Source organism: Alphaproteobacteria bacterium, assembly GCA_015231795.1.
Lineage (GTDB): Bacteria > Pseudomonadota > Alphaproteobacteria > Rhodospirillales > WMHbin7 > WMHbin7.
In genome coordinates, this window is record JADGAX010000001.1 from 675,023 (window position 1) to 697,560 (window position 22,538).

The window sequence follows — 22,538 nt, forward strand, 5'->3', positions numbered from 1 at the left end:
ACCTGAGGAATCCAGCCGGATGGTGGGATAGGAAATATTCAAGATATGACCCCGCCTTTTGCGTTGCTATGCCAACATCACCTGCGCCGTGACATGCGTTTGCGCGCCCTTGGTGCAGACCTTGGAACATGCCCGGCATCCGATGCAGTTCTCGGGATATTTGACCGTCATCACCTTGCGGTCGATCTCGCCGTCGTCATCGTCGTCGTCCTCGGCCACGGCGACCAGTTCGCCATCTTCGGTAACACCCATGATCGACAGCACATCCATGCCGCACACTTTGTAACAGCGTCCGCAGCCGATGCATTTTTCATGGTTGACGGCTTCCACATACAACGGCTCCCAAGGTTGACCGCCACGGGTCAGGGCAACATAAACGCTCATCTTCGGCTCCTTTTTTGAATTACAGCTTCGCCACTTCGGGAAAACGCTCGATCATTTCGACGGCCTTGCCGGTCAGCTTCGACCCTTCCTCTTCCAGCTTCTCAAGGGTCTCGAAGCCGAAGCGATGCACGTCGCGCAGATGTTTGGACAGCACGACCAGATTGCCGGCGAGCAGCACCACGCGCCCGAATCCCTCGTGATTGATTTTCAAGATGGGGCTGGCGATCAAGCCTGTGCGCTTCTCGACCGCCAATCCGATGGCGCGATAGAACATCTCGACCCGGTCGATGACGTCGGGATCTGGATCGCTGATGATCGGGATCGATTTTCGCTTTTCCTTGTCGACGATATAGGGTTCCAGAAGGTCGGCTTCGCTTTTCCTGGCCCAGGCTCCGAAAGCGTCCTGCGCTCTGATCTGGCGGATCAGTTCGGCTACGAATCCGGTGGGGGAAATGGCGTTCATCTCTCAATCCTCCATGAAGCTGGAATCGGAATGATCGGCCATGATGCGGCGCATCCAGGGCGGCGGCGTTCCCGCCAGCGTGGTTTGCAATCTGGCGATCACCTCGGCGATGGGTTCCGGCCTGGGCAGTTTCACGGGATGAATCTTCTTCGCCACCACGCGGGCGGCGGCAGGGCCGCCAATGGCCAGCGTGAACAACATGGCGCAGCCGGAAAGAGCGTCGATCTTGATGCCCAGCTTGTCCACCGAATCGTCATGATTGCCCTCTTCGTCGCTGACCAGATCGAATTGCAGGGCTTCGACGAATTTGGAACTGTCTTTCGAAACGTCGTAGATGGCGATGTTTTTAGCGCCACCGAAATGGGCGTCGACCGCCGTCATGTCGTGTGTCGCGAAGGCTATCTTCATATGTCCTCCTTCAGAGGATGGCTCCTCGATCAACTTAAGCCGCCGCATGGATCAATTTCCTGGATTCGGCCACCGGCACATGATCGTGCCCATGTTCCATCAGCAGGTTGCCGACGGAAAAGATCAGGTCGCGGGTGCCGCGATAACCGACCATGGTCTGGTGCTGCGCTCCCAGCCGGTCGAATTGCGGGAAGCCCGCGCGAAAGAAAGGAATGTCCAACCTTTCCGCCATGCCGCGTCCGTGCGAATGGGTGATCAGAAGATCGCAGCCCGCTGCCATGCGCTCCAGGTCGTCAAGGTCGCCGACATGCACATCGCTGGCTGGCAAGGCTTCCAGCCTGTGCTCGGGCGTGGTGGTGACGCAGACGGACAGTTCGGCCCCCATCTCGCTCAACCAAGTGCCCAGCGCCAGCATCAGATCGGGTTCGGCGCCCAGGGCCACGCGCTTGGCTCCGAAGAAGAAGTGGCCATCCAGCATGGCGTCGACCAGTTGGCTGCGGCTGCGCTTCAGCTTCTCGGGCACCGGACGGCCGGAATATTCGCTTAGGGTCTGCACCAGATGATCCACCGGCCCCAGGCCGGTCAGACGGTCGAACACCACATAGGGCACATTGGCGATGGCGTTCAATTTCTCGGCGGCTTCGCGCATATGGCCGCCCACGGCGATGGTCAGCCCGGCGCTGCCCATGGCGGCGATGTCGTCCACCGTCGTGCCGCCGAAGGTGGTGGCGATGTACTGGTCCGGCACATGTCCATCCAACGACCCGGAAATGTCGGGCAGCACGGTGGCGCTCAAGCCGAAGGCTTCGATGATGTCCTTCAGTTCCTCGAGATCGCCCGGCGTCAGATGGCATCCCGCCAGCAGATTGATGCGCCCCCGCTGAGATTTGCCGCGCGCGCGCCTGGGCGTCACCAAGGCTTCGATCATCGCCGCGACTGCGCTTGCCCAGCCTTCTTCCATGCCGCCCACGTAATCGGGCGTCTGGGCGAAAACCAGCGCGGTGTCGTCCAGTTCCGGATGGCGGGCGCGGATCAGCTTCAAGTCGCTTGGAATGTCCTCGCCCCTTGTTTCCACCAAGCCGGTCGAACAGATGCCGATCACCTTGGGCTTGGCCCTGGAAGCGATGTTCAAGATGGCCTGTTCCAGATTGTCCAGCCCGCCCATGATGGTGGTCACTTCATTCATGGCCGTGGTCTGGAAAGGAATGCCCTCGCGATAATGGCGAACCAGCAGCACCAAGCCGAAAGCCGTGCAGCCTTGCGATCCGTGCAGCAGGGGCAGACAGCCGTCCAGCCCCATGAAGGCCATGGCGCCGCCCAGGGGCGCGCTCATTTTCAAGGGATTGGCGGCGCAGGCCTTGCGGGTATGGACAAGTCTTGCCATCTATTTCACTCCCCTCGATATATCCCCATCCTTCGAGACGCTTCGCTCCTCAGGATGAGGAATTCTTGCCGTTTCCCAGGGCGCAGGCTTGCGCACCTGTTCGAAAACGGGATTGGTCAGCGCCAGCGCCAGACGTTCGACCAAACGCAGCGTGCCGTCATAACCGGCATAGGCGTGGTGGCGTTCCTGATTGATGTCCAGCCAAGGGCGCTTGGCCTTCAGGGCCACGAATTGGGTGCGGCCGCCCGACAGCATGATGTCGGCCTCGCCTTCCTTCAGCATGCGGTACATTTCGCGAGGTGGGATGGCGTCCACCATCGGCGCGTCGTCGCCCATCAGGTCCTTGATGCGTTCCTTGTCGCCCTCGGTCGCCTTGCGCACCGATGTCTTGATGATGGTCATCCCCAATTCCTGCAGCGCCGAAACCACCGACCAGGATTTATGGCCGCCGGTGTACAGCAGCACCTTCTTGCCCGACAGAACGGGGCGGAATTTCTCGAGCGCCACCCACAGCCTTGCTTCTTCTTCCGCGATCAGCGCCTCGGCGCGCGCCAGCAAGTCTTCCGGCGCGCCCTGGCGCACCAACAGCCCCGCCATGCCGCGCAACACGTTCGACGTGTCGGTGATGCCGTAGAACGAGCCTTCCATAAAGGGAATGGCGTAGCGTTCCTCCATCTTGCGGGCCAGGCTGATCAGGGCTTGCGAGCAGACCAGCAGATTGGCCTTGGCCCGATGCGCAGAAGCCACTTCGGCAAAGCGGGCGTCGCCGGTGATGGAGGCGCGCAGGCGAATGCCCAGGCGCTCGAACAGGGGCAGCACCTGCCACAACTCGCCCACCAGATTGAAATCGCCGATGATGTTGATGTCGAAGGGCGAGGCGTCATCGGGTTCGCGCGTGCCGATCACGTAGTCAAGCAGCGTTTCGCCAGCCAGCTTGTTGCCCAGATTCTTCGATCCCGCAAAGCCCGGCGCATCGACCGGAATCACCGGCAGGCCCAGCTTCTCGCCCGCCGCCATGCAGACTTTCACCACATCGTCGCCGATCATGGCGGGCACGCAGGTCTGATAGACGAAGATGGCGGGCGGATTGTGCGCCGCCGCCACTTCGTGAATGGCCTTCCACAGCTTCTTTTCGCCGCCATGGATGACGTCCAACTCGGTCAGGTCGGTGGTGAAGCCGGTCCGGTAAAGGGCTGGCCCCGAACTGGCGGAATGGCGGTTGTCCCAGGCATTGCCCTCGCAGCCGATGGGGCCATGCACGATATGGGCGGCGTCGGTGATCGGCTGCAGGGCGATCTTGGCGCCATCAAAGGCGCAGCCGCCAGCCGCCGCCCCGGGCGTTAAGGGCTTCGAACAGCCCTTCTTGCGGGCCGTCTCGGTCTTGGCCTGATTGGTTGCGCAACCCGGCTCGTTGAACAGATCGGCGATTTTGGCCTTTAAAGACATGGGCACCTCCAGCCAGATGAAGCAATGCAAGGCGCGTGCCTGATAAGATTTGATATAAATCAGTAGGTTAACGAATAGCCGCCCTGTCCGATTTCCGACAGTCTTGTCACAGGCAAGACACCCACCCACTTGGCCCAGGTGCCAAGGCGGGCATGACGTGATATGTTATCGGTCGAAAAACCGTGGCTTCGGACCGGCAAAGGAGCTGAAGTTGGCCAAGACATCCGCCCAAGACGAGCGAGTTCACCCAGGCCGCGAGCAAGGGGCGGCGCTGTTGATCATTGTGGCCATCCTGGCTATCGTCGCCGCTATGGCGGTGGGCATGAGCTATTACGGCAGCCCCACCCAGCATCTTGATCAGTCTCGCCAAAGTGCGACCGACCTGGAACGCATCAAGACGGCCATCTCGTCCTTCGTGATCGGCAACTCGCGCCTGCCCTGCCCCGCCAACGCCGCCAATACAAGCTGGACCGAGGATTGCGCCACCCCCAGCGCCAATGCCGTGGTGCCCTGGAAAACGCTGGGGCTTCAGGAAAGCGACAGCGTCGACCAGTGGGGACACCGCATCGCCTATTACCCCAGCAGCGCTTTGACCAGCGGCACGCCGTTCGCCGCCGCCATTCCGTCCGACGGACTTTCCGTTTACAGCGACTATGACGTCAGCGGCAATCCCATTGGGTCGGCGCAATCTGCCGCCTATGTCCTGGTCAGTGCTGGCGAGAATGGAGCGGGCGGCTGGATGATGTCGGGGCTGCGCAAGACGGTTCCGGTTTCTCCCACCGCCGAGGCGGACAATGCCGATGGCGACGCCAGCTTCATCAAGGCCGGTCACGATACAGGAACCACCTATTTCGACGATCTGCTGGTTTTCGACACGGCTTCCAATATCTGTGCCGAAAATTCGATCTGCACATCGGCCCCGCAAGCCGAAGCCTTCTTCAACTCCACCGACAATCCCACCTCCTTCGTCTCGACGAACAGCAATTACGGAAAGCTGGTCAGGGCCAGCAACGGCAAAACCGCCGCTGCGGGCCAGGACAACGTCATCCATTTCAGCGAAGACCCCGAGGTGAAGGACGGCAAGGCGATGGACAGCGTGCCCGAGCACAAGGCTGTCTGCGTCTGGCTGAACCAAAAGCTGACTTTCCAGACCCAATCGATTCGCGCCTATTTCACCTTCAACTGGTGGCCGGGCGAGGAAAGCAACACCCAGCACGGCTTCGCCGATGGCTTCACCATGACCGTGGTGCCTTGGGGCACGGCGACCTCAAGCTGCGGCTATGACGGCAGCAGCCTGGGCTACAAGGACATGTCGCTGCAAAACGTGAAGCGCATGGCGGTCGAGTTCGACACTTACCAATATTCCGGCACGGATGGATCTTACGACCAGACCACCAACGATCCCGACCGCAACCATGTTTCGGTGCTGTTCAACAACTCTATCAATCACAACGGAACGCCGGGAAGCGCTGGCGGCTGGGCGGGTTCTTGCAGCGCCAATTCCACCAATGGCTCGGCGGGGGGCTGCACCTATAAGACCAGCGGCACCAACTGGCGCGCTTGGCTGGAAGAAAAGTCGCGGGTCGAATTCCCGCATATCCAGCCCTACAACGTGCGCATCGAATTGCAACGCGGCTGCGACGCCACCTGCACCAGCTGCGGCGCGGGCGGCGGCTATGTTCAGACGCGGGCCTGGATCGATTGCACCCACGGCTCCTGCTCGACCCTGACCGGCACGTCGCCGCGCGCGACCCTCGATACCGCCACGACGCGCACCATCAATTACTGCACGCCGCAGCCTTCGAATTGGGGAAGCGAGATGAATGACGTGATGCTGGGCTTCACCTTCGCCACCGGCGGCGCCACCTCGGCCCTGTCGATCCGGGAAATCAATATGGGCAACGCAGGCATCCAGTAAGGTTATAGTACCATCATCACATTGATTTGATGCACGTTTTCCAGACAACCCTACCACACCGGCGGGTTCCGTTGCGGGCGGCGATAGGCCATGTTACTGTAGCGTCACTAGAAAAAGATAGTAATTGGCGGGAACTTCATGTCCGAGCGTAACGTCAGCTCTAACCCCGAGGCGGGTGCTGCGCTGCTGATTTTGGTGGCCATTCTGGCCGTGATCGCCGCCCTGGCCGTCGGCACGCGCCATTTCAGCGGTTCGACTCAGCGGCTGGCGCAGACCGAGAACGCGCAGATGGAAGTCGTTCGGTTCGAGGATGCCGTGGCAGCCTTCTGGGAGGCCAATTCCCGTCTGCCCTGCCCGGCTGACGTGACGGCCAATGACGGAGTGGCCCTGCCCAACGACGGCACGGCATGCACCGCCCCCTTCCAGCGCCAAGTGATCCCCTGGAAAACGCTGGGGCTGCCCGCCAGCGTCGCCCGCGATTCCTGGGGCAATTATTTCGCCTATCATGTCTACGCCCCTTTAGTGCTGACTGGTGCCAAAACTGGCGCAGCGTCGATCACTACCGCGATTACGGTCAAGGAGACTGCTGCCAGCGGCAGCAACATCACCCAGGCGGCTTGGTTCGTGGTGAACAGCTACGGAAAGAACGGCAAGGGTGCTTATACTGGCAATCGAGTTCAGATCGCCGTCTCCACCAACGCGGATGAGGCTGAAAACACGGATAGCGACGACACCTACGTCAAGGGCGGCACCCCGGGCGGCAGTTTCGACGACATTCTCACCTATTGGCTGCCTTGAACGCAGAAAAGGACGAACCCATGAACAGGCTATTCTCCCTTATCGTCAACGGCGCCGTTTTCGCGGCCCTCGTCGCCCTGTTCCTGGGCTGGAACCCACCCGACGCCAGCGCCCAGCGCCATCTGTGCCAGAAGGCGGGCAGTGGCTGCAGCGTCGCCGCAGTGGAGGAAGAGGAAGAGGAAGAGGAAGAAGTCGAGGAAGAAGTTCCGACCACGCCGACGGCGGGCAATGTCGCTTGGTCCTTTGCTGGCAATCTGACCAATTCTTCGGCCCTCACCACCACCAGCAGCAGTTCTTCAAGCAAAACCGACAAGCCCGACGTCAACCTGACGACGACGAAAAAGAAAAAATGGGGGGGATCGTCTTATACAAAAACCGGCTCGCTGCAATTCGACGACATCGAAGACAACCGGCGCAGTTGCGCTTGGATTCCCACCGAAATCCCGCTTTACCGCAAGATCATCCGCGCCTATTACACCATAAAATTCGATAGCGATTCCGATGACGAAAACGGCGAAGGCACGGTTTTGGCCTTCCTGCCCGGCAGCACCTCGGTCAGCAGCACGCTATGCGGCGGCTATGGCGAATATCTGGGTTACGCCGATCAATCCGGCTACACCGCCATGCCCGAACCCCGCTTCGGCATCGAATTCGACACCGACAAAACGACGTCCATGAGCGATCCCAACAACAACCATGTCGCCATCGTCGCGGACAAGATCAAGCATGACGGCACTGATTCCCCGACCTGCCCGGCCACGTCGGCGGCCAACGACAGCAGCTCGCCCTACGGCAATTGCTGGACCGGGGCCAACACCACGAAAACCAAGAAGTCAAAAACTTACTCCTATCCCTGGCTGGAAAGCAGCCAGACCCATAAATTCAGGGTCGAGATGTTGGCCTGCGCCGGTAGCGGCACGACCAACAACTGCGCCAGCCAAGGCTGCGCCACCACCGACGTTTACGTCAAAACCTGGGTGTGTCCTTACAAGGATTCGTCTTGCTACAACAGTTCGTCGTTCCAAAGCGTGGAAAGCGCCTATGCGGGCAGCGCGCCCACAGTCATCGAACGTTGCGTGCCCTTCAATCAGACCACCTATGACAGTCTGATCGTGGGCTTCACCTACGGCGCCAAAGACCATAGTTCCGACACCACCTATGGAAGTTTCGCCATCAAGACCTTCGACGGGCCATAAGGCAGTTCCCTCTATTGAAGGCGTTGCATTCCTGCTAGAATAACCCCTGTCCCTAGTGGGATGGGGGTTGGAATGCGCAAGCGGTTGAGCAGATGGACTCTGGAATCTTTCAAACGCCTTGATTCTGGCGAGGCGCAGGGTTTTACCCTGATCGAGATCGCCATCGTGCTGGCCGTGGTTGGCCTGTTGCTGGGTATGGGCCTGATGTCGGGCGCCCAGATGCTTGAGAACGCCAAGCGCAAAACGACCGGCGAACGCATGGACAAGATCGAAGACGCCATCACCCTGTTCGCCATCCAGAACAATTTCCTGCCCTGCCCCGCCGATGGATCGCTGAACAGCGCCAACGCCAATTTCGGTCGCTCGCAACCCGCCACCGGCTTGGCCGCCTGCACGGCGATTGCCAACGGCGCCCATGTCGTGCCCTGGATCACCCTGGGGCTGGACGAGCTTTATTCCCGCGACGGCTGGGGCAACCGCATCACTTACTACGTGGCGGGAAGAAGTCAGGGGGGTACCGCCAACGGCATCGTTCTGCATACCAACCCCAACACGAACGACGGCATCCAACGCGTCGATACTTCATATCCCTATGGTGAGGTTCTTGTTTACGCCCTTGCAGGCGTTCCAGGCCTGACCACCAACCAATTGACCAACAGCAGCAACAATACGGCGGCGGGCTGCAGCGCAACGAATGTCTGCGCCGCCTATGCGCTGGTCAGCCACGGGGCGCACGCCAGCGGCGCCTATACGGGCAGCAACAATCCGACACGGATTGCCACCACCGATGCCAGCGCCGGCGAGGCGGAAAACAACGATGGGGACGCGTTCTTCGTGCAGAACGACCCCACCGAGCGGGCATCAAGCAGCGGCATCTTCGACGACATGGTGCGCTGGCGCTCGGCGCAAAGCATCGTCTCGTCCTGCGGACAGAGTGCATGCGGCAACCCATGATGCGTGGAATCGCCGTCCTGCCGGGCCTATTGCTGCTGCTTGCCGTCCCCCCCGCCCCCGCCCTTGCCCAAACCACCGCCGCCGGGGCCTGCAACAAGCCGATCGAAGAGGCCGAGAAGAATTACAATCTGCCCCGCGGACTGCTTTTCGCCATCGCCACGGCGGAAAGCTCCTATCGCGATCCAACGACGGGCATCCGCGCGCCTTGGCCCTGGACCATCAACGCCGCCGGAAGCGGGCGCTATTACCCCAATATCGAGGAAGCCAAGCGGGCCGTGGTGGTGCAACTGGCCAGCAATGTCGATTCGGTCGATGTGGGCTGCATGCAGGTGAATCTGCGCTCGCATCCCAAGGCTTTTTCCAGCCTGGATCTGGCCTTCGATCCGGCGACCAACGTCAATGCCGGGGCGCAGATTTTGCAGAACAATTATTTCGTCACCAAATCCTGGAGCGAGGCGATCCGGCGCTATCACGCCCCACCCGGCAGCCCGAACGGCGTTTTGTACCTCTCCAAGGTGATGGCCTATTGGCGCAGTTCGCTGGGCCTGCCCGCCAGCCCGCTGCGCGAGGCGCTGGACCAGACCCCCAGCGAACTGGACAACGCCGCCAAAGCCTTCGAGAAGGGCGATTACGCCAACGCGCTGGCCCGCTATCGCGGCATCTTGAAAAAGGAACCCGATTCGCGCATCGCCCATCTGGGGATGGCCATGTCGGCCGAGAAGCTGGGCGACATCCGCACGGCTTCGGAACATTACGTCCGCGTCCTGGTTTACGACCCCTATAACCGCACGGCGCTGGACCAGTTGGTCGCCCTGTCCGCTGGCCTGCCCGCCACCCAGCGCCTGCAGGCCCTGGGCGAGTTGCGCCGCTTGGCGCCGCATGACGCCAACCTGCCTGCCCAGATGGGCGACGTTTTCGTCCAACTGGGCAATCTGCGAGAAGCGTCCCGCGCCTTGACCGACGCCCTGGAGATCGAACCCGAACGGACGGTCTGGCGTCTGAACCTGGCTTCGATCTATGATCGGCTGGGCGAGAGGGACGCCGCCATCGGCCAGTACCATCGCTTCTTGAAGGATTACCAGCCCAGCACGACACCCGTGCCGGTATCGCTGGACGAGGTGAAACGCCGGCTTGCCTGGCTGATCGACAACTGATCGAGGACGGAACCAAAGGTCATGGAAATCACCGAACTTCTTGCCTTCGCCCAACAGAACAAGGCGTCGGACATCCACCTGACCAGCGACAACCCGCCCATATTGCGCGTCAACGGCGAGATCAAGCCGATCAAGATCGCCCCGCTGCCGCCCGACGAAACCAAGACCATGATCTATTCGATCATGAGCGAAGAGCAGCGGGCCGAGTACGAGCAAGAGCACGAGTTGGATTTCGCCATCTCGTTCGGCCAGACGGCGCGCTTTCGCGTCAACGCCTTCACCACCAATCGCGGCCCGGCGGCGGTGTTTCGCACCATTCCCACCATCGTACCCTCGCTGGACGATTTGCACGCGCCGCCCATTTTCAAGCGCTTCGCCGATTTCGAGAAAGGGTTGGTGCTGGTGACCGGCCCCACGGGTTCGGGCAAATCGACCACGCTGGCGGCGATGATCGATTACATCAACCGCAATCACGCCAAACACATCCTGACCATCGAAGACCCGGTCGAATTCGTGCACACCAACAACAAATGCCTGATCAACCACCGCGAATTGGGCAGGCACACGAAATCCTTCGCCCGCGCCCTGAAAAGCGCCCTGCGCGAAGACCCCGACGTGATCCTGGTCGGCGAAATGCGCGATCACGAAACCATCGGCTTGGCCCTGACAGCCGCCGAGACCGGCCACTTGGTGATGGGCACCTTGCACACCAGTTCTGCCGCCAAAACCATCGACCGCATCATCGACGTCTTCCCGGCGGGCGACAAGGAAATGGTGCGCGCCATGGTGGCGGGATCGCTGCAGGCGGTGATCAGCCAAGTGCTGATGAAGCGCATCGACGGCAAGGGCGGGCGCATCGCCGCCCACGACATTCTGGTGGGCACCCCCGCCGTGCGCAACCTGATCCGCGAAAACAAGGTGCCGCAAATCGTTTCCATGATGCAGATGGGCCAGCGCTTCGGCATGGCCACCTTGGAAGACAGCGTGAAGAACATGGTGGCCCAGGGAATCGTGGCGCAGGAGGAAATGGAACGTTTCGCCATGCCTTCGGCGGCGCCGGCAGCCGAAGCCGCCGGAGGCGAAGCCAAGGCCGCGCCTCAACAGCAACCCGTGCAGCGTCCGGCGCAGCAGGCAGCACCTCCGCCCCAGCAAGCGCCCCAGCAGCCGATGGCAAGACCCCAGCCGCAACCCCAGCCACAAGACGCCCCCAAGAAGGGCATCACCAGCCTGTTCCGTTAAGGGAAAAAGATCATGGCCGACGCATCGAAAATCCGCACTTGGCTGGCGACCATGGTGGCCCATAAAGGGGCCGACCTATACGTCACCTTCGGCGCCCCTCCCACCATGCGCGGCGAAGGCGGCTTCAACATTCTGCAACGCGAACCCTTAAGCGACGAAGACATCGCCCAGATCATGTCCGACGTCGCCTCACTCGACCAGTTGCAGGAATTCGAGAAGTCGTGCGAGTTGAACATGGCGCTCGACCTGGGCAAAACGCAGGGACGTTTTCGCATCAACGCCATGAAGCAGCGCCAGCATACGGCCATGGTGATCCGGCGCATCACCGCCCAGGTGCCGACCATGGAAAGCCTGGGCCTGCCCCAGGTGTTGGGCGATTTGGTGATGGAAAAGCGCGGGCTGGTGATTCTGGTCGGCGGCACAGGATCGGGCAAATCGACCACCCTGGCCGCCATGATCGACCATCGCAACGCCTCGGCGCCCGGCCACATCATCACCATCGAAGACCCGATCGAATATATCCACGACCACAAGCGCTGCATCGTGACCCAGCGCGAAGTGGGTGTTGACACCCAAAGTTTCGACGCCGCCCTCAAGAACACGCTGCGCCAGAAACCCGACGTGATCTTGATCGGCGAAATCCGCGACTCCAATTCGATGCAGCAGTCGATCAACATCGCCGAGACGGGGCATCTGGCCCTGGCCACCTTGCACGCCAACAACGCCAATCAGGCCATCGAGCGCATTCTGAACTTCTTCGAGAAGGAAATGCACCACCAGATTCTTTTGAACCTGTCTTTGAATTTGAAGGGCATCGTTTCGCAGCGTCTGGTCGCCAAGCAAGGCGGCGGGCGCGCCCTGGCTTTGGAAATCCTGCTCAATCAGGGCCTGATCAAGGATCTGGTGCGCAAGGGCGAGGTGAAGGAGATCAAGCCCGTGATGGCCGCCAACACCGATCTGGGCATGCAGACTTTCGATCAGTGCCTGTTTAGGCTGTTCGTCGAAGGGGCGATCGATCAGGAAACCGCCCTGGCCGAAGCCGACAGCCCCAGCGATCTCAAGCTGCAGATGAAGCAGCAACTGACCGGCGGCGGCGAAGGCCTGTCCTCGGTGGATACGTCAAGTTTGTCTTTGTAGGTTGCCCTCTGTCGCCGGGCGGGATGCTCCGCATCCCTTGGCTTTCGCAAATCAGGAGATTTGCGAGGCCCCTTGGGCCTAGTCGCTGCGCTCTGTTATTGGTTGCCCTCAGTCGCCGGATTTATTTTCGGCTTCGGTGATCGCCGCCAGGAAGGCGCGTTCCAGCGTGAGGGCTTCGTGGCGCGCGACGAATTGCTTGGGCGTCCCCACATAGATCAGCTTGCCCGCATGCAAAATGCCGATGCGCCCGCAAATTTCCTCGATGTCGGACAGAATGTGCGAGGAAAAGAAAACCGTGCCGCCATTGGCGCGGTATTCCATCAGCCGATCCTTCAGCAAGATGCGCGAACGCGGATCAAGCCCGCTCATCGGCTCGTCCAAAATCAGAAGCGGCAGGCCGGTCAGCAGGCTGGCCAACAGGCCCAGCTTTTGGCCCATGCCTTTGGAAAGCTGGCGGCCTCTCTTGGAAAGAGCTGCGGGATCAAGTGCCAATCCTTGCGCCAGCTGGCAGGCTTTGTCGCGGTCCAGCTTCAGCGCGTAGAAATCAAGCGTCAGCTTCAAGAACTCCCATCCGGTCAGCAGATGCGAGGGCATGAACTTCTCGGGAAGATAGGCAAAGTTGCGCCGACTTTCCGGCTTTGCGGCATCCTCGCCAAAAAAGCGGAAAACGCCCTCGGCCTCGCCCAGCCCCAGCAAGGCCTTGATCAGCGTGGTCTTGCCAACGCCGTTCAGACCGATCAGGCCGAAGATTTCGCCCGGCTCGACGGCCAGCGTCAGATGTTCGAAGACCGGCGGCCCGCCATAACCGGCCTTGGCGTTCTGAATGTCGATGGGCCGTTCGGTCATGGAAAGATTCCGTCCACCACCTTGTCGTCCTTGATCAGATAGGTCTGATTGGGGCTAAGCCGCACGCGAATGCTTGGCCCGGCATCGGTGTCGACATCCAGTTCGACCCAGCGCGAGGTGGCGCGCACGGGCCGAATGCCGCCCTCGACCGATCCCGGCCTGAAACGCATGCCGTTGACCCAGGCCGACCAGTCTTTCTCGCCGTGATAGACCAGCGCCGACAGATAGATGTTGGGCTTGGCGTCCTCTTGCGGCGCGTCTTGCAGCACCTTAGGCTTGCCGTCGCCATCGGTGAAAGCCTTGGGCAATTCGGCCAGGAAGGCTTCGATCTTGTCGCTTTCCTCGGACGTATAAAGCAGCGTTTTCGGAAATTCAGGCATCGGTTTGCCCGACAATGTTGTGCTGGTCGCCTTCTGGGCCTGCGACTGCCCATCCTGGGCCGAAACCTGCGAAAGGCAAACAAGGCTGAAAACCAGAGCAAGAAGGAATGAACGCAGCATCAGCGACGTCCCTTCTTGTCATCGGCGCCCTGCTTCGCCGGTGGGTCTGCCGTCACCCACATGAATTCCAACTCGGCATTGATCGGAAGCGTCAGCTTCGCGTCGTTCTTGCGATTCTCCACGTCCTTGACGAAGGCTTGGCGGCTTTTGCGCTCCAGACGCATTTTTTTCAGCAGGGTAACGCCGCTTAGAGAATTCATGGCGTCATAGGCGAACTGGTAGAAGTGTCGGTCATGCACCATTTCGATGTTGATATGGACGGGGCTGGCGAACCAGTTGTAGGATTTTCCGCCAGCCGATACAGCATAATTGCCGCCAGGCTCGATATTCAGCCGATACTCGCTGAAAGGCTCAAGCCAGCTCAGCGCCACATGTCGCGCCTTGATGTCGGCCAGCAACTCGTTGGCCCGCAGACGATTCTCAGGCTCGAAAGTTCCCTTCTCCATCTCGCTTTTGTAACTGTCGGTCATCTCGCGCATGCCGGACAGTTCCTTGCGCAAGGCGGCGATCTTGCCGTCTAGCGCGGACACTTCGCCGCCCAAACGCCCCTGTTCCGCCTGCAGTCGTTCCGTCTCTGCCTCGATCTCCGGCAAGCCCAAACCCCAAAAGCCCAGATTGAGCGCCAGAACGACTGCCGAAAGAATCAAGCCTATCGGCAACGCCCTCAAGCCGCCGCTTTCCACCATCTCTTGAAGATCGATGCGCATGTCTAGCCTTTCCTGCGAATAACGAAGGTGGCTTGAACGATCTTTGGCGTGCCTGCCTGCAAATGCTTGCCGGTACTGGTGAAGGTTCCCTGCGGTTTGATGTTGGTAGGCATGTCCAACACCTCGACCTCGGTTCGCGGGAAAGCCTGTTTGAAACGCTTTTCCTGATCGGCAACCGTGGCGACGATATCGGCGAGATTGCTGGTCGCCCCAGGAAACATGACCACAAGCTCCAGATTGAACGGTACGCCGCCTTGGCCATCCATCTGCGCTGCCGCAGGCGGCTTTTTCGCCTTCGCGGGATCGCCCGATTTCATCTCGACCTCAAGCCCCAGACTCCAAACGAAGCCCTGACCATCCAGCGCCGTCTCGACGTTTCTTAGGATTTGCGGCCAATCGGCAACCTGCGTTTCCAGTGCCTGTTTGGCGCCCAGCTTGGCGGTCAGAGTTTCGAAAGGAACCTCTGCGGCAGCCATCTCGCCTTCCAGCTTTTTCAACTGACCTTGACGATCCTGCAGGCTTGCCTGACGCGTTTCGATCAGATCGGCTGTTTCATAATTGGCGAAAACCATGTCGCCCGCATAATAGAGCTGAAACGCCGTGACCGCCGCCGCCGCCAGGGGAACCACCTTCTCGACCTGGCGCATCTGGCGCTTCTTGGCCATGGCGGGGGTGGAAAGCAAGATGGGCGCCTTGGTGCGCCTGGCCAGCCATACGGCATGCAGCATGTCGCAATAAGGGCTGTCCGGATCGGCCACCTTCTCGTAGCCCAGCTTGTTTCCGGCTTCCAGCGGGGTCAGGATCGACAGCGTGGTGACGGGAAGGTCGCGCTGATACAGGGCTTCGCGGATCGGCGCGCCGACCACGGCCACCAGATCCAGGTGATCATTTTCCTGATAGCCCAGGCGCTTGATGTAACCCAGCGACGATTTGAATTCGCGCTCGATGAGCTGCGAAATTTCCTCGGCCGTGTCCTCTTCGGCGGGCTTTGGCGTCATGCGGGTCAGGATGAACTGGCCGTTCAACTGGATGATCTGGCGAAAGCCGCCGGTCACTTCCTGGCTGACGAAGATGCGCCAATGTTTCTCGGTCTGCGCCTCGGCGGGCGGGGCCAGGGCTTCGGACAGGCCCAGGGATTCCATGGGCAGCAGCGAATAGGCTTCGACCGGATTGGAAACGGTGTCCAGAAAGGACGTCCATTTCTTCAGCCAATCGCTCATGGGCAACGCCATGAACAGATAAGGCTTCTGGCCGTTCTGTCCCTTGCGGTTCAAGGGTCTGGCGGCCTTCATTTCCTCGCTGGCATAAGCCATCTCAAGGCGGCGCTTCAGCACCTTGGGATGGTCCAGGAAATTGCTTTTGGGCAGTTGTTCTTCGCGATAAAGCTGCTCGACCACGTCCACTTCGACCAGCAGCGGAATGCGCTTGTCGGTCATCAGGAATTCGCGGATCGATTCCGGCCCCTCCTCGGAATCGATGGGCACGAACCAGGCGTTCTTCACATTGCCGCGCACCACATGCACCAGCACGGCGCCTTCGTCGCCGATGACCAGCACGAATTTCCTGACCAGCAAATGAAGGGGAAGGCCGGATTTCTTTGCCGCCACGCTAAATCCCCATCTTGCTGAAGCTGTCATACATGGGTCCGAAGATCGCCATGATGATCCAGGCCATCAGGGCGCCGACGATCATGGTCAGCATCGGCTCCATCATGGCGATCAGGCCGTCCACCGCGTCGTTGACGTCGGTGTCGTAAAAGCTGGTCACGTTCTCCAGCGTCTCGGACAGATTGCCGCTGTCCTCGCCGATCTTGACCATGCGGATGACCAGACTGGGAAACTCGCCGGTGTTCTTCAAGGCCGCCGAAAAGGCGTTGCCCTGTTGCACGGTGCGCTGCACGTTCTCGAGCGATTTGCTCAAGCACAGATTGTTGACCACCTTGGTCGCCGTTTCGATGCATTGCAAGATCGGCACGCCGCTTTGGAACATGACGGCGAAGAAGTGCGCGAAGCGGGCCAGGGAAATCTTGCGGATCATGTCGCCCATCTTGGGCATGCGCAGCACAAGATAATGCATGCGGTAGCGGAATTCCTCGGAGACCGACATCAAAAGGCGGATGCCGATCAGCAGCACCACCGGCGTGATCAAGATGACGTACCAGAAATTGATCACGAAATCGGAAGTGGCGACCAGGGCCAAGGTCACGCCCGGCAAAGGCTGGCCGGTGCCCTTCAAGAATCCGATCACTTCCGGCACCACCATGGTCATCATGAAGAAGAACAGGCCCAGAATGACGACCAGCATGACAGACGGATAGCGCGTCGCCTTCTTGATCTTGGTCGTTACCTCTTCGGTCCATTTCAGATGTTTGACCAGCTGCAAAAAGGCTTCGCTGAGATTGCCGCTTTCCTCGCCCGCCGAGATCAGCGAGGTGAAGACCGGGCCGAAAACGCGGGGATGCGCGCCGAAGGCCTGCGACAGCGACTTGCCCTCGGCCACCGAACTGTGGATTTCGGAAACCAGATCGCGCAGCTTGGGCTGTTCGGTCGAATCGCGCACATCGGCCAGCCCTTCGATCAGCGACACGCCCGCCGCGTTCAACTGCTGCAAATGCACGCACATCTGGATCAGGTCGCGATGCTTGATCTTGGGCGCGAACAGCGCGGTCAGCTTGTTCTGGCGCACCTCGGACGAGGTGATCAGCTCAAGGCCCGATTCCTTCAAACGCTGGAAAAGATCAAGGTCGTTGGAGGCGCTCAACTGCCCCCGGACGGATCGTCCGCCGGTGTCGATGGCTCGGTAGTTGAAAAGCGGCATCTTGGCGGCCCCTTACAACCGGTCGGTCACGTCGACGGTGCCGATCAGCTCTTCCACGCTGATCAGGCCCTTCAACACCTTGCCGATGCCGTCGTCGGCCATGGGGATGAAGCCGTATTTGCGCGACGCCTGGCGGATCATGTTCATCGAAGCCCCTTCGATGACCATTTCGTCCAGCTCCTTGTTCATGGGCAGAATTTCGTGCAGCGCCAAGCGGCCCTTATATCCGGTATGGCGGCAGGCCTCGCAACCCTTGGGATGGCCGATCTTGGGCGGATGCGCCGGATCGGCGCCCAGAACGCGGCATTCCTCGGCATTGGCCGTCTTCATCTCGCGGCAACTGGGGCACAGGCGCCGAGACAGGCGCTGGGCCAGAATGCCGATGATGTTGCCCGCCATCAAGGTGGCGTCCAAGCCAAGATCGCCAAGGCGCGGCAAAGCGCCGGCGGCGTCGTTGGTGTGCAGGGTGGTGAATACTTGGTGGCCGGTCATCGAGGCGCGCAGCGCCATGGTGGCGGTGTCCTTGTCGCGCACCTCGCCGATGAAGATGATGTCGGGATCTTGGCGCAACAGGGCGCGGACACCGTCGGCGAAATTCATGCCCGTTCCTTCGCGCACCTGCGCTTGGCGGATCAAGGGCAATTCATATTCCACCGGGTCTTCCAGCGTCATGATGTTGACGTCAAGCGAATTGATGTGGGCCAGAATGCCGTACAGCGTGGTGGTCTTGCCCGAACCCGTGGGGCCGGTGACGATGATGATGCCTTCCGGGCGCTTCAGCATTTTCAGCAACAGGGCTTCATTGCTCTCCGACAGGCCCAGTTGCGGAATGCCCATCAGCGATTTGCTTTTGTCCAGAATGCGCAGCACGATGTTTTCGCCGTGCGAGGTGGGCATGGCGGCGACGCGGAAATCGACCTTGCGGTTGCCCACCGTGATGCTGAAACGTCCATCCTGCGGGTTCAGCTTGTCGGCGATGTTCATGCCGGACACGATCTTCAGGCGGTGCGAAACGGCGGGCCAGTGATCCTTGTGGATGGTGCGCACCTGGGTCATCACGCCGTCGATGCGATAGCGCAGGCGCAGGAACATGCCCTCAGGTTCAAAATGGATGTCGGAAGCGCCCACTTTCACGGCGTCGAGAACCAGCGCGTTGACCAAGCGCACCAGGGGATGCACATAGCCGGAATCGGCGGACATGGCGGCGGCCGACACGTCGTGCTTGCCGGTTTCCAATTCGCGCAAGATGCCGTCAATCGACAGTTCGTAGCCGAAATACTGGTCGATGGCCTCGTTGATTTCGGTTTCGCTGCACACCAACGGGGTGATTTCGACGCCCAGCGGGAAATAGCGCCTTGCCTGATCCAGCGCCAGAACGTCGTAAATGTCCGACATGGCCAAGCGCGCCTGCTGGCCGTCGATGGCGACCGGGAAAACGCGATAGCGCGCCGCCACTTCCTTGGGAAATTTCTTGATCAGGTCGGGATCGACGACGGTGCTTTTCGGATCGAAACGCTCGAAGCCCGAACTTTGCGCCAGCACGGCGGAAAGCGCTTGTTCGGTGATGAAGCCCAAATCGATCAGCGTCTGGCCGATCATCTTGTTGGTGCGCTTCTTCTCGAACAAGGCGACATGCAGCTGATCTTTCGAGATCAGCCCCATATCGACCAGCTTGTCGCCGATGCGCGCCATGCCGCCGCCACCGGGAGGAGCGCCGCCGCCACCACCGCCGGGCGGACCGCCACCACCGCCACCGCCGGGCGGACCACCACCACCACCACCACCACCACCGCCTGGAGCGGGAGCAGGTGCTGGCGGAGCCGATTGCGCGGCAGGCGGCGCTTGGGGCGCTGGCGCTGGCGGCGCTTGGGGCGCTGGCGCTGGCTGAGCGGCGGGTTGACGGGCCTGGGGTGCGGGCGGCGTTGGCGCGCTGGCAACTGGCGTTGCGTCGCCGATCAATCCGCCCAATTGCAAACCAGCGGGCATGGGGGGCTGCGGGGGCGGCGCTTCCGGCAACGAACTACCTACCAACTCGCCCAACTGAAACGCGGGCGCTGGCTTGGCGGCGGCGGGCGGCGGCGCGGCAGGCGGCGCAAGCTCGCCGATCAACTCGCCCAATTGCAGGCTGGATGTCTTGGCGGGCTGCGGCGCGGCGGCGGGGGCTGATGCGGGCGGGGCCGCGCCCACCATATCGCCCAGTTGGAAACTGGGGGCGGCTTTGGGTGCTGGCGCGGTAGCGGCTGGTCTGGCTGGCGCTGCGACAGCGCCGATCTCGCTCCCTAGTTCCAAAGGCTTCGAGGCTGGGCGGGCCGCTGCTGTAGGCGCTGGGGCACGGGTCTGCGGAGCCGCAGCGGCAGGCTGGCCGCCGCCCACCATCTGGCGCACGGCGGAACGCGCCGCCGCCGCCGCTGCCGCCTGCTGCTGGGCCGCCTGCGGATTTGCCGGTCTCGCCTGTCCCGCTGGCGGCTGCGCTGGCGCTTGTGGCCTGCCGCCGCCTGGCGGGTTGTTCCCGTTCATCGCCATGCCAATTCCATCAATAGGGCCTGGGGGCAATCATAACCCATTATCCAGTCTCCCACTCTAAGGAAAGCAGCCTAACAGGGGGTTAACCTCGCCACTCTCCCAAGGCCGCTTTTTCCAGGAAATCAGCGAAATGGGCCACGGCATCCTTGTTTTCGAACAGAACGCCCTTGGCGGCCAAAATCCGCTCGCGCATCTGGGCGCGCCAATCTCGATCCTTTGCCAGTTTTAGGGCCAGTTCCACATAATGGTCGGCGTCAGCGGCGATCAAGTCGTCGATGCCCATCATTTTATAGAATTGCGCGGTCACGCGCCCGCGCATGAAGGCCGAGGGCAAGGTGACGATAGGACTGCCATAGGCGAAGGCTTCCAGGCTGGAATTGCCGCCCGAGAAATGGAAGGTGTCGAGCAGCGCGTCGGCAGTGGCGCACAGGCCCAGGAATTCCTGATATTTCAGCGGATCGACGAAATGAACCCGCTTGAAAAGGCCGCCCAGCTCGCGCTCCAGATTTTGGCTAAGCCGCTTGGTCAGGAACGGATTGGCGTTGATGAATACGACTATGCCGTCCGTGTCGCGCTCCAGAATGCGCTTCAAGGCTTGGCGGAATTCTGGATGCACCTTGAAAGGCGTTTGCGCGCACACGTACAGCCGCTTGTCTTCGGGCAGCTTCAGCGCTTTGCGGTCGGCCAGTTCGTCTTGCGCCAATTTGGGATGCTGATAGCAGCAGGGCGGCAAGGGCAAACGGGCCAGCTTTTCCGTGTAATGCGATTCGTTGCCGGGGGGATCGAGATAATCGGTCGAAACGAAATAATCCATATTGGGAATGCCCGTAGTGTCGGGATGCCCCCAGGCCACCACCTGCACCGGAGCCAAGCGCGAGAAGGCCATGAAGTAGGTGTGATAGGACATGCCGATGTCGGGGAAGAACAGAATGTCCAAACGCTCGGCTGCGATGCGCTGCAACTGTTCACCCGGCCGCAACGGAAGACGAACCACCCGGTCGGCCTTTTCGTCGATCTCGCGGGTCAGGTTGGGGCTTTGATGATAGAAGCGGAAAATCACCAGTTCGAAACGGCTGCGCGGCAGATTGGCCAAAAGGCCAGCGAACAATTTTCCGATCGTGTGCGTGGGTTCCAAAAAGGCCGACAGCACGCCCAGCCGGATTCGCTTGCGAGGCTGGGGCCATTTTCCGGCGGCCAGATGCGGCGCCGTCCAGGTCAGTTCCTGGCAGGCCTTGGTAAAGAAGCGTCCCAGGGTTTCTTGCAGGGGGCGGTCGTCAAGCCCCGGATAGGCCTGATAGAAATTGGTCAGATTGACGCTGCTGTAAGGGTCCTTGATTTCGGCATTCGCCGCTTCCAAGGCCTGGATGGCTTCAACCTGATGCTGGCGCCATTCGCTTGCCTGTTCCATCGTGTCGTAAACGACCGGGCAGAGAAGCGCCATTTCCACCCGATAGCCCGCATCCTCCTTGATCGCCAGCCCCCGCTGATAGCAATCCTTGGCTTCCTCGACCCGCCCCATATTCTGCAACAAATTCCCCAGCGCGGCATGCAGCACCGGCAGTTTGGGCAATATCTCGATTCCGTGGCGGAAAGCGGCCTCGGATTCGGTGAATTTGCTTTTGTTTTGCAGCAAAATCCCCAGATTCAGATAGGCTTCGCCCAGATCTGGCTTGATCTCGATGACTTCGAAATAGCAGTCGGCGGCGCTTTTGAAATCGCCGCGCGCCAAAAAGGCCGTGCCCAGATTAAGCAGAACCTCCGGGGAATCCGGTTTCAGCTTGCGGGCGCGCTGATAGCTGACGACAGCCTCGTCCACGCGGCCCAGCAACGACAGCGCGTTGCCCAGATTATTGTGCGGCTCGACCAAATCGGGGCCAAGTGCCGCCGCCTTGCGCAAGGTGCGTTCGGCATCCACGGCGCGGCCCTGGCGCATCATGGCGTTGCCCAGATTGTTGAAGGCGCGCGCCGATTTTGGATGCGCCTTGCAATGGCGCAAGAACACCTCTTCGGCTTCGGAAAAGCGCGACTGGCGCAGCAGAATGGCACCCAGATTCGAATAGGCTTCTTCCAGCCCGGCATCCAGCGCCAAGGCTTTCGAAAAGGCCGCCATGGCGTCTTCGTCATCGCCGCGCGCATGCAAGGCCTCGCCCAAACCCATCCAGGCGGCGGCGGAATCGGCGGTATTTTCGGTTAGCGCCCGCCACTGGGCCAAGGTGCGCCCCACCGGTTTTTCGACCAGCGGCTTGCGTCTGGCCAGTTCGGGATCAAGCCCGGTGGCCCTGGCGATCAGATGTTTGCCCAGTTGCTCCTTGCCGACTCGCTGGGCCATGACCCCCAGGAACCACAAGGCTTCCGGCTGATGAATGCGCGCCAGCAGCCAAGGGCGCAGCAGCAGACGAACCAGCAGGCGAAAGAACAGGCTGAATTTCTTGCGGGTGACGCCCGCTTCCATGATGCCCGAGGACCATCCCGCCCCCGGCCCCATGCCGTCGCCCAGCCCCAGCGTCAGGGTGGCGGTGGGAGCGGAACGTTCGATCCTGGCGTGAAAGTCTGATTCACCCAGATCGATCTCGGCGACCGATTTCTTGCGGCTGGCCGCCGCCCGGCGCTGCTGACGATTCATGACCCATCCCCATAATGACCTGCCAATCCCTTAGCACTCCC

Annotated in this window: 18 protein-coding genes and 1 pseudogene; 7 read left to right on the forward strand and 12 right to left on the reverse strand. The window is 60.9% G+C overall.

Annotated features, from left to right (window positions below; all coding sequences use genetic code 11):
- Positions 1-66: 66 nt before the first annotated feature.
- The 5 genes from fdxB to nifE are packed head-to-tail and all read right to left on the reverse strand — an operon-like array spanning position 67 to position 4,085.
- Positions 67-384 (reverse strand): ferredoxin III, nif-specific, encoded by a 318-nt coding sequence (fdxB, locus tag HQL44_03260; GenBank protein ID MBF0267593.1) that lies wholly within the window; start codon positions 382-384, stop codon positions 67-69.
- 19 nt (positions 385-403) lie between these two features.
- Positions 404-847 carry a NifX-associated nitrogen fixation protein gene (locus tag HQL44_03265; protein MBF0267594.1) on the reverse strand — a complete coding sequence of 148 codons (444 nt, stop codon included), beginning with the start codon at positions 845-847 and terminating at the stop codon, positions 404-406.
- A gap of 3 nt (positions 848-850) precedes the next feature.
- Positions 851-1,255 carry a nitrogen fixation protein NifX gene (nifX, locus tag HQL44_03270; GenBank protein ID MBF0267595.1) on the reverse strand — a complete coding sequence of 135 codons (405 nt, stop codon included), beginning with the start codon at positions 1,253-1,255 and terminating at the stop codon, positions 851-853.
- Positions 1,256-1,289: 34 nt separating this feature from the next.
- On the reverse strand, positions 1,290-2,639 hold the full coding sequence (nifN, locus tag HQL44_03275; GenBank protein MBF0267596.1) for a nitrogenase iron-molybdenum cofactor biosynthesis protein NifN: 1,350 nt from the start codon (positions 2,637-2,639) through the stop codon (positions 1,290-1,292).
- Positions 2,640-4,085: a nitrogenase iron-molybdenum cofactor biosynthesis protein NifE gene (nifE, locus tag HQL44_03280; GenBank protein ID MBF0267597.1), complete on the reverse strand. Its 1,446-nt coding sequence runs from the start codon at positions 4,083-4,085 to the stop codon at positions 2,640-2,642.
- Positions 4,086-4,296: 211 nt separating this feature from the next.
- Here nifE and HQL44_03285 point away from each other — a divergent pair, with 211 nt between their 5' ends.
- The 7 genes and pseudogenes from HQL44_03285 (at position 4,297) to HQL44_03315 (ending at position 12,481) form a co-directional block, all read left to right on the forward strand.
- Entirely contained in the window at positions 4,297-6,003 is a 1,707-nt protein-coding gene (locus HQL44_03285) for a hypothetical protein (GenBank protein ID MBF0267598.1), read from the forward strand.
- A 138-nt stretch (positions 6,004-6,141) separates the two neighbouring features.
- Positions 6,142-6,801 (forward strand): hypothetical protein, encoded by a 660-nt coding sequence (locus HQL44_03290; protein MBF0267599.1) that lies wholly within the window; start codon positions 6,142-6,144, stop codon positions 6,799-6,801.
- A 20-nt stretch (positions 6,802-6,821) separates the two neighbouring features.
- Positions 6,822-7,997 (forward strand): hypothetical protein, encoded by a 1,176-nt coding sequence (locus HQL44_03295; protein MBF0267600.1) that lies wholly within the window; start codon positions 6,822-6,824, stop codon positions 7,995-7,997.
- Between the two features lie 84 nt (positions 7,998-8,081).
- Positions 8,082-8,951, forward strand: a complete 870-nt coding sequence (locus HQL44_03300) for a prepilin-type N-terminal cleavage/methylation domain-containing protein (protein ID MBF0267601.1) — start codon at positions 8,082-8,084, stop codon at positions 8,949-8,951.
- On the forward strand, positions 8,948-10,105 hold the full coding sequence (locus HQL44_03305; protein MBF0267602.1) for a tetratricopeptide repeat protein: 1,158 nt from the start codon (positions 8,948-8,950) through the stop codon (positions 10,103-10,105). Before HQL44_03300 ends, HQL44_03305 begins: the two co-directional genes overlap by 4 nt.
- A 21-nt stretch (positions 10,106-10,126) precedes the next feature.
- Positions 10,127-11,149: pseudogene (locus tag HQL44_03310) on the forward strand (type IV pilus twitching motility protein PilT).
- A gap of 207 nt (positions 11,150-11,356) precedes the next feature.
- Positions 11,357-12,481 carry a PilT/PilU family type 4a pilus ATPase gene (locus HQL44_03315; protein ID MBF0267603.1) on the forward strand — a complete coding sequence of 375 codons (1,125 nt, stop codon included), beginning with the start codon at positions 11,357-11,359 and terminating at the stop codon, positions 12,479-12,481.
- A gap of 108 nt (positions 12,482-12,589) precedes the next feature.
- Here HQL44_03315 and HQL44_03320 read toward each other — a convergent pair whose 3' ends face one another.
- From HQL44_03320 to HQL44_03350, 7 genes are all read right to left on the reverse strand, one after another.
- Positions 12,590-13,327: an ABC transporter ATP-binding protein gene (locus HQL44_03320; protein ID MBF0267604.1), complete on the reverse strand. Its 738-nt coding sequence runs from the start codon at positions 13,325-13,327 to the stop codon at positions 12,590-12,592.
- Complete coding sequence (locus tag HQL44_03325) at positions 13,324-13,827, reverse strand: hypothetical protein (GenBank protein MBF0267605.1); 504 nt, start codon at positions 13,825-13,827, stop codon at positions 13,324-13,326. The genes HQL44_03320 and HQL44_03325 overlap by 4 nt, the downstream gene beginning before the upstream one ends.
- A complete protein-coding gene (locus tag HQL44_03330) occupies positions 13,827-14,534 on the reverse strand; it encodes a hypothetical protein (GenBank protein MBF0267606.1) in 708 nt (235 codons plus the stop codon). Before HQL44_03330 ends, HQL44_03325 begins: the two co-directional genes overlap by 1 nt.
- A 2-nt stretch (positions 14,535-14,536) precedes the next feature.
- Entirely contained in the window at positions 14,537-16,141 is a 1,605-nt protein-coding gene (locus HQL44_03335) for a hypothetical protein (GenBank protein ID MBF0267607.1), read from the reverse strand.
- 1 nt (position 16,142) lies between these two features.
- A complete protein-coding gene (locus tag HQL44_03340; protein MBF0267608.1) occupies positions 16,143-17,351 on the reverse strand; it encodes a type II secretion system F family protein in 1,209 nt (402 codons plus the stop codon).
- A 12-nt stretch (positions 17,352-17,363) separates the two neighbouring features.
- Complete coding sequence (gene tadA / locus HQL44_03345) at positions 17,364-19,043, reverse strand: Flp pilus assembly complex ATPase component TadA (protein ID MBF0267609.1); 1,680 nt, start codon at positions 19,041-19,043, stop codon at positions 17,364-17,366.
- Positions 19,044-19,956: 913 nt separating this feature from the next.
- Entirely contained in the window at positions 19,957-22,497 is a 2,541-nt protein-coding gene (locus tag HQL44_03350) for a tetratricopeptide repeat protein (GenBank protein MBF0267610.1), read from the reverse strand.
- Between the last annotated feature and the right edge of the window lie 41 nt (positions 22,498-22,538).

Excerpts from the sequence above, each read along its gene's own strand:
- fdxB (MBF0267593.1), bottom strand. The coding sequence starts at position 384 with ATGAGCGTTTATGTTGCCCTGACCCGTGGCGGTCAACCTTGGGAGCCG.
- HQL44_03265 (MBF0267594.1), bottom strand. The coding sequence starts at position 847 with ATGAACGCCATTTCCCCCACCGGATTCGTAGCCGAACTGATCCGCCAG.
- nifX (MBF0267595.1), bottom strand. The coding sequence starts at position 1,255 with ATGAAGATAGCCTTCGCGACACACGACATGACGGCGGTCGACGCCCAT.
- nifN (MBF0267596.1), bottom strand. The coding sequence starts at position 2,639 with ATGGCAAGACTTGTCCATACCCGCAAGGCCTGCGCCGCCAATCCCTTG.
- nifE (MBF0267597.1), bottom strand. The coding sequence starts at position 4,085 with ATGTCTTTAAAGGCCAAAATCGCCGATCTGTTCAACGAGCCGGGTTGC.
- HQL44_03290 (MBF0267599.1), top strand. The coding sequence starts at position 6,142 with ATGTCCGAGCGTAACGTCAGCTCTAACCCCGAGGCGGGTGCTGCGCTG.
- HQL44_03295 (MBF0267600.1), top strand. The coding sequence starts at position 6,822 with ATGAACAGGCTATTCTCCCTTATCGTCAACGGCGCCGTTTTCGCGGCC.
- HQL44_03305 (MBF0267602.1), top strand. The coding sequence starts at position 8,948 with ATGATGCGTGGAATCGCCGTCCTGCCGGGCCTATTGCTGCTGCTTGCC.
- HQL44_03315 (MBF0267603.1), top strand. The coding sequence starts at position 11,357 with ATGGCCGACGCATCGAAAATCCGCACTTGGCTGGCGACCATGGTGGCC.
- HQL44_03320 (MBF0267604.1), bottom strand. The coding sequence starts at position 13,327 with ATGACCGAACGGCCCATCGACATTCAGAACGCCAAGGCCGGTTATGGC.
- HQL44_03325 (MBF0267605.1), bottom strand. The coding sequence starts at position 13,827 with ATGCTGCGTTCATTCCTTCTTGCTCTGGTTTTCAGCCTTGTTTGCCTT.
- HQL44_03330 (MBF0267606.1), bottom strand. The coding sequence starts at position 14,534 with ATGCGCATCGATCTTCAAGAGATGGTGGAAAGCGGCGGCTTGAGGGCG.
- HQL44_03340 (MBF0267608.1), bottom strand. The coding sequence starts at position 17,351 with ATGCCGCTTTTCAACTACCGAGCCATCGACACCGGCGGACGATCCGTC.
- tadA (MBF0267609.1), bottom strand. The coding sequence starts at position 19,043 with ATGGCGCGCATCGGCGACAAGCTGGTCGATATGGGGCTGATCTCGAAA.
- HQL44_03350 (MBF0267610.1), bottom strand. The coding sequence starts at position 22,497 with ATGAATCGTCAGCAGCGCCGGGCGGCGGCCAGCCGCAAGAAATCGGTC.